Source organism: Plantibacter flavus (genome assembly GCF_002024505.1).
In the GTDB taxonomy this organism is placed as follows: domain Bacteria; phylum Actinomycetota; class Actinomycetes; order Actinomycetales; family Microbacteriaceae; genus Plantibacter; species Plantibacter flavus_A.
The window spans coordinates 966,394-979,489 of record NZ_CP019402.1 but is presented as its reverse complement, the minus strand read 5'-3'; the positions used below and the strand labels follow the sequence as shown (position 1 = coordinate 979,489).

Here is a 13,096-nt window from a genome sequence, read left to right as displayed (position 1 = left end):
GATGACCCTCGAACCGCTACCGCGCGAGGGCTTCCACAGCGGCGCCGAACCGCTCGACCGAGCGCTGGACGGACCGCAGGGTCGCCCGGTGCGCCCGCTTGCCGAGGTTGTGTCCGTCGGCGATGTCGAGCGGGTCGACGTCGCTCCCGAGTCGCGCGAACAGCCCGGTGCGCTCCGGCTTCGGAGCAGGAGCGAGACCTCGACGGGCGTTGAGCAGGGCCGCCAGGTCGGACAGACGCTGATCGGCCGTCGTGCCGGCACCGGGTCGCCAGGTGGCGATCGCCTGGTCGGGCGCTTCGGCGAGCGCTGCCGCCTCGCGGAGGGTGAAGACCTTTGAACGGGCCTCGGGAGAGAGTTTGGCGAGGGCGGAGCGCTCGGCGCGGCTCGCGGTCAGCACGAGCCCCGCACCACCGATCATCGACTTGGTGACGCGGCGTGCACGATGAGCTGACGCCTTCGGCCCCTCCGCCGGCAGGCCGAGGATCGCGGCCGCGTCAGCGCACATCTCGTGCCCGCGACTGACCTCGATGCCGGCGCTCGAGCAGACGAGGCGGTCGAAGCCGGGAATGGTCGAGAACCGGGCTTGGAGGAGCTGTTCCGCGAGCGGGGAGCGACAGACGTTGGCACTGCACACTACGAGGATCCGCGCCATGACGTCCTTCGGTTTTCGCTCGGGGGAAGAATTCCGACAATCGTAGCGTGAGCGCCACACCCCCTTGACCGACACCGAAGGAGACCGCCCTGAACCCCGTCGAACGGGGGTCATCCGCGGGGGTTGACACCCTCGGACTGGGGGTCATCAAACGGCCCGTACCCCCCTGAGTGGGGGCGTCTTTCCCCTGATAAACCGGGAAATCGTCGGTACGCTGAGGTGTTGGGTGTCAACAAACCAGGGGGAGTCAGATGGATCTCGGCGACTACATCGCAACGCTGCGCAAGCAGTGGATCGTCATCGTGGTGCTCGCACTCGTCGGCGCGACCGGAGCCTACGTCTTCGCACAGACGATGGCACCGCAGTACCGTTCCACGACGAGCGTGTTCGTGACCACCGAGGCCGGCAACTCCACGACCGAACTGGTCCAGGGATCCACCTACGTGCAGAACCTCGTGCAGTCCTACGCCGTCCTCGCGTCCTCCCCGATCGTGCTCGAGCCGGTCATCAACGAGCTCGGTCTCGACATGAGCGTCCAGGACCTCGCGGAAGCGGTCACCGCCGACGCGCCCCTCAACACGGTGATCGTCGAGATCTCCGCAGTGTCGACGAGCGCCGACCAGGCGCAGAGCATCGCCGCCGCCGTGGCGAACTCCCTGTCCTCCGCGGTGGACGGCATCTCCCCGAGGGACGATCAGGACCGCCCGGCCGTCCAGCTCACGATCATCGCGCCGGCCAAGCTCCCCATCTTCGCCTTCGCGCCCAACACCAAACTCCTCGTCGCCGGAGGCGGACTCGGCGGCCTGCTCATCGGCGTCCTGTACGCGTTCGGCCGGGAGCTCCTCGACACGAGGATCCGGTCGCTGCGCGAGCTGCAGCAGGTCTCCGACACCCCCGTCCTCACCACGGTCTCCCGCACACGGAAGGGCGAGCTGCCGACGCAGGCCATGATGCGGAACCCGAACGGCATGATCGCCGAGGGCTTCCGGAGCCTCGCGACGAACCTCAGTTTCGCCGACGTCGACGAACGGATCACCTCCGTCATCGTCACCTCAGCACTCCCCGGTGAGGGCAAGAGCACCGTCGCGCTCGGTCTCGCCCTCGCGATGACCGAACGCGCGCCGCGCGTCCTCCTCATCGACGCGGACCTCCGCCGCCCCTCGATCGCCGGCTACACCCAGATCGAAGGCGAGGTCGGCTTGACCAGTGTCCTCGTGGGCGACATCACCCTCGACGAGGCCGTGCAGTCCTGGGGTCGCGGCAACCTCGACGTCCTCGCCTCCGGCGGGGTGCCGCCGAACCCGAGCCAGCTCCTCGCCTCCGACGCGATGCGCCAGCTGGTGGACCGCGCCAAGGAGTCGTACGACTTCGTCATCATCGACACCGCGCCGATCATCCCGGTCACCGACCCGCTCTGGCTCACGCACATGACCGACGGTGCGATCGTCGTCTCCCGCTACAAGTCGACCCGCCGCCAGCAGCTCCACCGCGCGCTCGAGACCCTCGACGGCGCGAACGCCCGCACGATCGGGCTGGTCCTCAACGGCCTCAAGCAGGACGAGACGAGTTCCTACTACCGCTACAACTCGTACCGCTCGGCTCCGGACACCGTCCCACTCGGCCCACCCGCTGCGGGAGGGGCCACCCCCGCCGCGAACGACGCGGCGCGCACGCCGTCCATGGCCGGCCGCTGAGCCGCTGCCCGACGACGCGCCCGAAGGGACCGAGGAACGATGCCAACACCCGCTCGCCTGAGCCACCGCCGCGCCAGGCTGTACGAGGTCGTCCGCACCGCGCACCTCGAACGGGCCCGTGAACTGGCGCCTGCGAGCATCGTCTACCGTCGCCGCCGCTACGACTTCGACCCGAGCGTCGCCCCGGGCGTCGAGCTCGTCCAGGCCGAGCCGATGGCCGCAGCACGGCTGCTCATACGCTCCGGCGTGACCGCGCTCGAGGTCAACGAGCCGCTCCAACTGTCCACCGCCATCGCCACCCTGAGCACCCTGATCGCCCTCGACCTGCGCGCACGCCTCCGTGGAACACGGCCGCTCGTGGTGACGTACGCCATCGAGAACCTCGACCCGATGTCCGCCCGCCCCGCCCGCCTCCGATCGCGCGTCAAACTCCGGGCGCAGCGTTGGGCCGCCGGTCGGGTGTGGCGTCGTCTCGACCGGATCGTCTACGGGACGACCGGTGCCCGCGATCTGCACGCCCGGGTCCTGCCGGCGCGACGCGACCTCGAGTCCACGGTCATCGAAGCCCTGCCCGCGCCCATGCCCGAGCGGAGCGACATCGTCCGGAACCCCCTGCAGGTCGTCTTCCTCGGAGCCCTCGTCGAGCGGAAGGGCTTCCCCCTGCTCGTCGAAGCCTGGTCGACCGTCCTGCAGCGCGAACCGCGCGCCTCCCTCGTCATCCTCGGCTCCGGCGAGCTCGAGCCCGCAGCGACCGCGCTCAGCGACCGCCACCCGTCCGTCACCTTCCACCGCGACCCGGCACGCTCCGTGATCTTCGACACCCTCGCCGCGAGCCGCACACTCGTCCTGCCCTCTCAGCCACGTCCGGACTGGCGCGAGCAGGTCGGCCTGCCGATCGTCGAGGGCCTCGCCGCCGGCTGCCTCGTGGTGACCACGACCGAGACCGGCGTCGCGGGCTGGCTGGACGAGCACGGCCACCGGGTCATCGAGCCGGGGGACGACGCGGTGGCGCTCGCCGAAGCCCTGCTCGCGACGCTCGCCAGCACCCGGACCCCGGAGAACGTGCTCGCGGACCTTCCCGCCCGTGACGGCCGTCTCGCCGCCGACACCTGGCTGTTCCGTGACGCCGGCGGTGATCGCTGATGGCGCGCGGCAGGGGCGGCATCTGGGCCTCCGTCAGCCAGACGGCCGTCGCGAAGATCTTCGTGATGGGGCTCTCCGGCGTCCTCGGCATCTTCACGAGCCGGATGATCATCGAACACTTCGGCTCCGGCGCCTACGCCCAGTACGGGCTGCTGACGAGCCTGCCGGCCCTGCTGCCGTTCGCCGACCTCGGCATCGCCGCCGTCGTCATCAACGCCATCGCCGGATCCGACGACCCGAAGCGCGACCTGCAGGTGCGGCGTTCGATCGTGACGGCGTTCCGGATCCTCACCGTGTCGGGCGCGGTCATCATGCTCGTCGCCATCCTCATCACCGTCCTCGACCTGTGGCCGGCGATCCTCGGCAACGGCCTCGCACCCGACGGCGGCAGCGTCGCGGCGTTCCTCTGCCTCGCGACGTTCGGACTCGTCCTGCCGATGACCGTCGGTCAACGCATCCTCATCGGAGTCGGCAAGACGAGCACCCAGGTCGCGACGCAGGCGATCGCCGCTCCGGCGATCTTCCTCGGCGTGTGGCTCTTCGTCGTCACCGGGTTCGACGGCGGCTCCTTCGTCGCCGTCCTCTCCTACGCGGCGAGCGGCGTCGTCGCCGCCGTCTGCCTGGTGCTCGCCGCGCGCTCGATCAGGCCGCAGGTCTGGCAGGCGATGAAGGAGGTGCCCAAGCTCCGCAGCGCTCCGGGCGTCCCCGCGTTCGCCCTCGCCTGGCCGATGGTCGTCCAGATGATCGCCTTGCCCATCGCCATGCAGACCGACCGCTTGCTGCTCAGCCACCTGACGACCGGACCGGAACTCGCCCAGTACAACCTCGCGACCCAGCTGTTCGGGCTCGTCATCCAGACGATCGGTGCGGCCGGGCTGGCCCTGTGGCCGATCTATGCCAAGGCGCGGTCCGCGAAGCGCGTCGAGTCGCCGCTCGTCCCGACGCTGTGGTTCCTCGGCGGCGGGCTCGCCCTCGCGGTCGTCCTCGCGGCGATCTCCCCGTGGATCGCCGGGTTCGTCTCCGACGGCGAGATCACCCTCGGTTGGCCGATCCTCGTCTCCTACGTCGTGTTCGTCGCCCTCCAGGCCGCGAAGTACCCGGTCGGGATGTACATGACGGACGCGAAGGGGCTCCAGTTCCAGGTCCTCCCCATCCTGTTCATGGTGCCGCTCAACCTCGGCCTCTCCTGGGTGCTCATCCCCGTCCTCGGGGCCGCAGGTCCCATCGTCGGATCCGCGGTCGCGGTCGCGATCTGCCAGGTCGTCCCGAACCTCTGGTACGTCCAGCGCGACCTCGCGAAGCGACGCCGGCTCGCGACGGAAGCGGAGCCCGTCGATGTCGCTCGCTGACCCGAAGACGACGGCGGGCCCGACGGGGACCGCAAGCCCGCGGTGGCGTGCGGCCCGCCCGCGGCGCGTATCGCGGGGCACCGTCGGAGCACCCGCGGACGAGCGGCTCGAACCGCTCCCGGTCCTGCGACCGCCGGCCGATCCGACCATGGCGACGGTCCACCGCATCATCGCGATCGTGTTCCTCGTGCTCCTCGGCGCTCGCCTCCAGGTCTTCCAGGGCTTCACCGTGGGCTTCGGCGTGGCCCTGATCCTGCTCCCCCTCTGGATGGGCGAGCTCCGGAGGTACCGTGGCGGAGTGCCCCTGCTCCTCGGCGGGGTCGCTGCAGCGGTGTCGGGGCTCTGGCTCACGGCTGCGATGGCCGACGACCACCAGACCGGCCAGGGCGTCGCCATCGGTGCGACCATCGTGCTCCTCGGCCCACTCGTGTCGGTCGCGTGCATCGTCTGGACCCGGACGGTCTTGACGCCGTCGCACATCATCGTGTTCTACGGCCTCGGACTGCTCGTCCGAGCCGTCATCGCCGGCCCGGGCGGTACCGCGTACATGACGAACGTGTGGAAGTTCCAGTACTCGGTCCCGCTGACCGTGATCCTGCTCGGACTGGCCCTGGCGACCCGCCGCCGCTGGATCGAGGTCGCCGTCGTCGCCGCCCTCGCAGCCGTGTCGATCCTCAACGACTCGCGGTCGCTGTTCGCGATCCTGCTCCTGACCCTCTGCCTCGTCGCCTGGCAGATGCGCTCCGCCGGCAGGAGCCGCAAGGCGTCGACCGCACGGGTCATCATCGGGATCGGCATCGCCGCGGCGTTCGTGTTCAACGTCGGCCAGGCCCTGCTCCTCGACGGGGTGTTCGGCGCGGAGACCCAGAGTCGCACCGTCGCGCAACTCGATCAGTCGGGATCCATCCTGCTCGGCGGACGGCCGGAGCTCGCCGCGACCGCCGCCCTCTTCCTCCATCAGCCGGCGGGGTACGGGAGCGGCACCTACGCCTCTCTGAGCGACGTGCTGGTCGCCAAGACCGGTATGGCCTCCATCGGGTACGACCCGAACAACGGCTACGTCGAACGCTTCATGTTCGGCACCGGGTTCGAGGTCCACTCCACCATCGGCGACCTCTGGGTCCGCTTCGGCCTCATCGGGCTCGCCCTGGCCGTGCTGATCGCCTGGCTCACCATCTACGGCCTCGGGCACGGCATCGCACGGCGCAACGCGAGCGCGGTCGTCATCTTCCTGGGGGTGCGGACCTGTTGGGACCTCTTCTTCAGTCCGCTCTACAGTTCCGTCCCGACGCTCACCCTGTTCCTGGGGCTCGCCCTCATCCTGAAGGTCGGCACCGACGGCCCTGGTGCGGGACGACACCAGGCGACCCTCGCGTCCGAGCACCGTCGGGGGGACGCAGCATGACCGGACCCGTGCGTTCACCCGAGCGGATCGGCATCGTCGTCGTGAACTACGGCGACCCCGCACTCCTCGAGCAGCACCTCGCGACCCTGACCCGCGCCGTACCCGGCCTCCGGACCGTCGTCGTCGACAACTACTCCTCCCCTGCAGCCCGCGACGCCGTCACTCGGCTCGCCGACGCGGAACGCTGGGACGTCATCCTGCCCGACGACAACCTCGGATTCGGCGCCGGCATGAACCTCGGTGTCGCCCGGGCGATCGAACTCGGCGTCGAGCAGGTGCTGCTCCTCAACCCGGACGCGTCGCTCACGCCCGAGGCGCTCGACGTGCTCTCGCATCGTTGCGCCGAGCAGCCGATGACGATGCTCGCTCCGCGGATCGAGCGACCGGACGGCAGCCTGTGGTTCGACGGGGTGGACCTGTATCTGCACGACGGGACGATCCGATCGCGGAGACGACGCGAGGACCACCCCGGGGCAGCCGTGGCGCCGTGGTTGAGCGGTGCCTGCCTCATGCTCAGCACGGAACTCTGGGCGCGCACCGGCGGCTTCCACGACGCCTACTTCCTCTACTGGGAGGATGTCGACCTGTCGCACCGCGTCGTCGCCGTCGGCGGCTCGCTGGCCGTCGTCGAGGAGGCCACCGCCGTCCACGACGAGGGCGGCACCCACGACCGCTCGGACGCCGCCTCGGCGCGTGCCAAGTCGACGACCTACTACTATTTCAACATCCGGAACCGTCTCGTCTACGCGGCCGAACATCTCTCGCCGGCCGAGGTGCGGGCCTGGAGACGCTCGACCATCCCCGTGGCCTGGTCCGTGCTCCTGCAGGGCGGTCGTCGGCAGTTCCTCAGCACCCGCAGCCCCCTCCGTGCGGGCGTCCGCGGGGTCGTCGACGGGCTCCGGCTCTCGAAGGCCGCCGCGCGCGGACGCTGACGCACGCGGTCACGCAGCCAGGCCATCGCCTCGGCGTCGCCGCTGCGCGTGGACGCCTCCCCGCACGTCGAACGGCCGGCCGTCCCGAAGGACGACCGGCCGTTCACCCGCGGTGGACTAGACCGTCGGCTTGACGAGGTACTCGTCGAACCGGGCGATGATCGGCCCGTTGGTCGCGGTGCCCGAGATGTACTGGCTCAGTCCGACGGTGCCGGGAGCCTGCAGCGCCGCCGTCGAGTCGACGCTCGTCAGCTGCCAGTTCGTCGGTTCGGTCGTCCCGGCCGCCCAGACCTTCGCACGCACCGTGGTGGGCGAGGTGCCGAACACCTGCAGACGGACCTGCAGCTGCTGGCCGGGAACGTACACCAGGTCGGCGATGTTCACGGCGGACAGGGTGGTGCCGCCCTGCAGGAGCTGCAGCTGCACCCCGCTGTTCGAGCGGATCCACACCCGCGCCGCGTAGTTCGCCGAGCCGACCTGACGGCCGATCACCGAGACGTAGTTGCCGCCGCCGGTCGGTCCTTGATCGAACGAGACCTTCACGCTGCTGTCGGAGCTCGTCTGGCTCACGCCGTTGAGCGTGGTGGCCCGGGTCTGGCCGGCCGGGGTCGTGATCAAGGCCTTGCCGTCGGCGAGGCTGAACGCGGACGGGTTGTTCGCCGGCGTCCAGGCGCCACCCGCCTCGGCCGTCCCCCACCCGGCACCGGCCGGACGCTCGAAGGCGTCCTGCGCGGTGGCCGGGGTGACCGGGGGCACGACGACCGTTCCTGCCACGGTGACCTGCTTCTGGGTCGCCGCGGTGGCGCCGGCGTTGTCGGTCACGGTCAGCGTCACCGTGAAGGTGCCGTCGGCCGCGTAGGTGTGGCTCGCGGTCGCTCCGGTGGCGGTGGCTCCGTCTCCGAAGTCCCAGGTGTACCCGGTGACGGTGCCGTCGGTGTCGGTTGATCCCGATCCGTCGGTCGTCAGGGCGAGGCCGGTCACGCTCGTCGTGAAGGCGGCGGTCGGTGCGACGTTCGGCGGCGGCGCTTGCACCGTGACCGTGCTGGTCTTGGTGGCGGAGGCTCCCGCGTTGTCGGTCACGGTGAGCTTCACCGGGTACGCCCCTGCAGCCGCGTAGGTGTGACTCGCGGTGACGCCCGTCCCCGAGGTGCCGTCCCCGAAGTCCCAGACGTAGGACGCGATGGAGCCGTCCGAGTCGGTCGACGTCGAAGCGTCGAAGGAGGCGGTCAGGAACGTCGCCGCCTGCGTGAACGCCGCGGTGGGCGGCACGTTCGCCGGCGGCGCCGTGACCGAGCCGGAGGGCTGCGCGATCAGGTTGCCGAAGCGCGTCACCACGGTGCCGCCGGTGGCGGTGCCCGAGATGTACGAGCGGAGGCTCACCGAGCCGGCCGCCTGCAGGGCAGCGGTGCTGTCCGTGGCCGTCAGCTGCCAGGCGGTGGGCTCGGTCGATCCGATCGCCCAGACCTTGGCCTTGAGCTCGGTCGGCGAGGTCCCGACGGCCTGGAACCGGACCTGCAGCTGGGTACCGGGCAAGTAGGTCAGACCGTCGATGTTCACCGCCTTGAGGATCGTGTTCCCGTTCATCAGTTGGAGCTGCACGCCCTGGTTGTTCCGGATCCAGATCCGCGCGGCGTAGCTGTCGGCGCCGACGACGCGACCCATGACCGAGGCGTAGTTCCCGCCGCCGGTCGAGCTCTTGTCGAAGGACAGGCGGACCTGCGTCTCGGTGTCCGTGGCGCCGGCCGTGGTCAGCTTGGCTGTCCGCGTGAGGCCGACTGCGGTCGAGATGAGACCGCTGCCACCCGCCACGGAGTAGTTGGACGCCGCGTCGAGGGTCCAGGCGCCTCCCACGTCGGCGGAACCCCATCCGCCGGTGACCGAGCGGGCGAAGGTGTCCTTCGCCAAGACGGTCGCCGCGGGCGGAGCCACCACCGTGACGGCCTGCGAGGTCGTCGTACTGGCCCCGCCGTTGTCGGTGACCGTCAGCGCGAGCGTGTACGTCCCACCGGCGGCGTAGGCGTGTGCCGCCGTCGCACCCGTGCTGGTCGCGCCGTCACCGAAGTTCCACGCGTAGGAGGCGATCGTCCCGTCCGGGTCGCTCGACGCCGAACCGTCGACCGTGACCGTGAGGCCCGATGCGGTCGGGGTGAAGGCGGCGACCGGGGGCTGGTTCACCGGGACGGTCGTCACGACCGCCTGGCTCGTCTCTCCGAGGAGCCCCTTGTCGTCGGTCACCGTCAGGTGGACGGTGAAGGAGCCCGCCGAGGCGTACGTGTGACTCGGGTTGACGCCGGTCCCGGTCGTGCCGTCGCCGAAGTTCCAGGCGTACGAGGCGATCGTTCCGTCGGAGTCGCTCGATGCCGAGGCGTCGAACTGGACCCCCAGGTTCGCGACGGTCGCGGTGAACGACGCCGTGGGGGCGACGTTCGGTGCGACGACGGTCGCCGGGTGCTGCAGGGTCCCGGTTCCGCCGCGGTTGTCGGTCACCGTGAGCGTCACCGTGTAGGTGCCGGCCGCGGCGTAGGTGTGATCGGTCGTCACGCCGGTGCCGGTAGTGCCGTCGCCGAAGTCCCAGGCGTAGGACGCGATGGTCCCGTCGGAGTCGACCGAGCTCGACGCATCGAGGTGCGCGGTGAGGTCGGTGTTCGTGACGGCGAAGCCGGCGGTCGGAGCGACGTTCGGCAGGATGCCGAGCCCGAGGTCGTGGTGCTGGGTGACCTGCGCCGCGGTGAGCGGCTGCGCGTAGACGGCCACCTCGTCGATGCGTCCGGTGAAGGTGCCGGCCGTTCCACCCCACGTCGTGTCGGAGCCCACGCGCCAGTACCCGGTGTAGTCCTGGGCACTCGTCTGCGGGTTGGTCCCCTGGAGGACACCGTCGACGTAGAGCTTCATGCCCGCCGACGACTGCTGTGCCACGACGTGGTGCCAGGCCCCGTCGTTGTAGGCGGACTGGGTCGTGATCGTGTTGGTCTGACCGGTCCAGGTGCCGAAGGTGAGTTGGCCGCCGTTCTCCATGTAGATGTGCCGGTCGTAGCCGCCGGAACCGCCCTGCTGGTTGGAACCGAAGCCGACGATCTTGCCACCGTTGGTGGTCGTGGTGTTGAACCAGGCCTCGAGCGCGTAGCTCGTCGGGTTGGAGTAAGCGGTGTCGCTGGCGACACCTGCCCCATCGGGACCGAACTGTGCGGAGCGGTTCCCGGCGACGCCGGCGAGCGCACCGTTCTGGTCCTTCCCGACGGCACCGTAGTAGGTGGCGGGGCTGTCGTTCCGGCCGGAGTCCTTCGCCGTGGTGCCGGTCGTCTCATCGAAGCGCCAGTAGGACGTCGGGTCGAGGTTGAACACCGCTGCACCGTAGGCGTCGGTGGGAGCAGCCGGGACCGGCGAGGTCCGGCCGGAGGCCACGTAGTGGTTCACGATCGTGTCGCGGTCGAGGACCGTCGGGTAGATCGCGGTGTCGTCGATCGCGCCGGCGAAGTAGTCGCTCGAGCGCGAGCCCGGCCAACCGCCGAGGTTGTCGCCGCCGACCCGCCAGTAGCCGGTGAAGTCCTGGCCGCTCGTCGTGTCGGTGCGGCTGTCGAGCTTCTTGCCGTCCACGAAGAGCTGCATGCCGTTGGCGCCGAGCGTCGCGACCACGTGGTGCCACTCGCCGTCGTTGTACGCCTTCGAGGACTGGACGGTCCGGACGGTGCCCGGGTAGACACCGAACATCAGGCGCCCGTCGTTGTTCATGAAGATCATGCGGTCGTAGTTCCCGGAGGTCCCGGTGGAGTTCCCGCCGAAGCCGAGGATCTTGCCGCCACGGTCGGTGGTCGTCTTGATCCAGGTCTCAGCGGTGAAGGTGTTCGGTGCGTGCTGCGCCGTCGTGGTCGAGGCTGCGCTGTCGCTCGTGCCGGCGAACGTGGTCGCGGTCGTGTTCGAGCCGATGATCGAACCCGCCGTCCCGCGCGTCGTGTTGCTCGTGAGCGTCAGGTCGTCGCCGGTGGCCCAGTCGTAGCCGGTGGTGCCGCTGGCCTCGCCGAGCGGCCAGAACGACGTGGGACCGGACGCGAGGACGGCCTGCGCGTACGCCGAGGTGGAGCCGTCGGCGGACACGGTCACCGGGACGTTGTCACTCATCGTCGAGTTGCCGAGCGGATCGGTCACCTTGACGCGGTAGTTGACGGTCGTCCCCGGCGTCAGGCCGCTGTCGGTGTACATGAGGTTGCTGACCTTCCAGAAGGTCGAGCGCACGGACTTCGTCATGATCGGCGTCGCCGTCTGGTTGTTGCGGATCAGCTCGTACTTGAGGAGTTCGTTGTCGCGGTCGTTGTTCGTCTTCCAGGAGACGCGCACGGTGCCGCTGGCGAGCGAGACAGCGGTGACCGGGAACGCACTCCCCTTGAGCTTCGGACCCTCGAGGTTCGGTGCGACCGCCTTCGTCGCGAACCGGACCAGTCCCTGCTGCGACTTGTTGTTGACGGCGAGGAACTCCCCGCCGTAGACGACGTAGTTCGTGCTCGCCGCGACGCTCCACGGACCCTGGTTCTGGTTGGTCGCGGTACCGGGAGTGAAGTCCGGGAACCAGCTCAGGATGCTCGGCGTCGGTTGACCGGCGTAGTTGTAGTAGCCGTACGGGTCTGCCGTGGCCGTGCCGGTGGTGGTCTTCGAGAACGCCAGTGCGTTCTGGAAGGTCCACGGCTGGGTCTGCGGGAAGCCGCCGATGTTCCCGCAGTAGTGCGGGTGGCCGGCGATGTAGACGGCGTCGCCGTGCGAGGCGACCGAGTAGGAGTCGCCGTGGCAGTCCTCGACCCAGTTCATGTCGCCGTTCGCCCAGCCGGCGTTGAAGGCCCCCTCGAGGTTGCCCCCGGAGCCGAAGACGTAGCCGGTGCCGTAGACGTTGTTCGCGTCGCTCGTGAGCGAGTAGATCGCGGCGTTGGCGCCGCCGTTGCGGATGAGGCCGTTGACGTTCCACGGGAGGAGCGCACCGGCGGTCGCGTCCACGGCGCCGAGGCCGTAGCCGGGGTTGCTGCTGCCGTTGAGCGTCGTGAACGCTCCGCCGAGGATCACCTTGGACTGATCGGGCGCGATCGCGAGGGCGCGGACGACGCCGCCCTCGGTGACGGGCGCCCAGGGCAGGAGGGCACCGGCGTTCGTGAACGCCGCCGCTCCCTTCCTGGTCTGGCCGCCGGCGTTGGTGAATCCGCCACCGACGTACACCGTGCTGTTCGTCGCTGCGACGCTGTAGGCGATGTAGTTGAGTGCCGGGGCGAAGGACTTGAGGGCGCCGGTCGCCGTGTCGAACGCGGCGATCCGCGTCCGATCCTGCCCGTTGACCTTCGTGAAGCTACCGGCGACGTAGAGGGTCTTGCCGTCAGGCGAGGCTGTGACCGCCTTGACCTCGGCGTTGAGGACCGGAGCGAACGAGTTGATGAGCACGCCGGTGGTGAGGTCGTACGCGAGCAGGTAGGTGCGGTCGACCTCGCCGACGCCGGCTGCGTTGCCGGCCGGACGAGCCTTCGTGAAGGTGCCGCCCGCGTAGACGGTGTTCCCGACGACGACCTGCGACCACACGGTCTTGTTGATCTGCACCGTGGGCAGCGCGTCCGCCGAGACCGTCGATGCCTCGCCGGCGCCCTGGGGGACCGTGTCGGCCACCGCCGGAGCCGCCGTCGCGGTGAACGTGAGCAGCGCGGCGAACACCGCGCCGATCACGCCGAGCGCCACGGGCTTCTTCAACTTGGACGGGACGCCGCGGGCGTCGTTACGGCTCGGCGCGTGCGCGCTCGGTCGATCCTGGGATCGCAGAAATCTGGACACGGGTTCTCGGGTTTCGCTGGAGGCGGGCTCGGGGCGCGACAGAACTCCGCGGACGGGCCGAGGGGTGCGATCGTGTTTCGGATCCACGATCGCCGGCCAGGTGCAGGGGTGCCTCGCTCGTGAAC

Annotated in this window: 7 protein-coding genes; 5 read left to right on the top strand and 2 right to left on the bottom strand. The window is 69.9% G+C overall.

Annotation, left to right across the window (positions count from 1 at the left end; genetic code table 11):
• Positions 1–16: 16 nt before the first annotated feature.
• Positions 17–652 carry a hypothetical protein gene (locus BWO91_RS04570; protein ID WP_167620436.1) on the bottom strand — a complete coding sequence of 212 codons (636 nt, stop codon included), beginning with the start codon at positions 650–652 and terminating at the stop codon, positions 17–19.
• A gap of 251 nt (positions 653–903) precedes the next feature.
• Here BWO91_RS04570 and BWO91_RS04565 point away from each other — a divergent pair, with 251 nt between their 5' ends.
• From BWO91_RS04565 to BWO91_RS04545, 5 genes are read left to right on the top strand one after another with little or no spacing between them, the layout of a single operon-like run.
• Positions 904–2,346 carry a polysaccharide biosynthesis tyrosine autokinase gene (locus BWO91_RS04565; protein ID WP_079001529.1) on the top strand — a complete coding sequence of 481 codons (1,443 nt, stop codon included), beginning with the start codon at positions 904–906 and terminating at the stop codon, positions 2,344–2,346.
• A 39-nt stretch (positions 2,347–2,385) separates the two neighbouring features.
• On the top strand, positions 2,386–3,489 hold the full coding sequence (locus tag BWO91_RS04560) for a glycosyltransferase family 4 protein (protein WP_079001528.1): 1,104 nt from the start codon (positions 2,386–2,388) through the stop codon (positions 3,487–3,489).
• On the top strand, positions 3,489–4,838 hold the full coding sequence (locus tag BWO91_RS04555; protein WP_071259741.1) for an oligosaccharide flippase family protein: 1,350 nt from the start codon (positions 3,489–3,491) through the stop codon (positions 4,836–4,838). Before BWO91_RS04560 ends, BWO91_RS04555 begins: the two co-directional genes overlap by 1 nt.
• Complete coding sequence (locus tag BWO91_RS04550) at positions 4,825–6,243, top strand: hypothetical protein (RefSeq protein ID WP_071259743.1); 1,419 nt, start codon at positions 4,825–4,827, stop codon at positions 6,241–6,243. Before BWO91_RS04555 ends, BWO91_RS04550 begins: the two co-directional genes overlap by 14 nt.
• A complete protein-coding gene (locus BWO91_RS04545; protein WP_079001526.1) occupies positions 6,240–7,175 on the top strand; it encodes a glycosyltransferase in 936 nt (311 codons plus the stop codon). Before BWO91_RS04550 ends, BWO91_RS04545 begins: the two co-directional genes overlap by 4 nt.
• Before the next feature lie 117 nt (positions 7,176–7,292).
• Here BWO91_RS04545 and BWO91_RS04540 read toward each other — a convergent pair whose 3' ends face one another.
• Positions 7,293–12,971, bottom strand: coding sequence for a PKD domain-containing protein (locus BWO91_RS04540; RefSeq protein WP_153303383.1), 5,679 nt, complete (start codon positions 12,969–12,971; stop codon positions 7,293–7,295).
• Positions 12,972–13,096 lie beyond the last annotated feature (125 nt).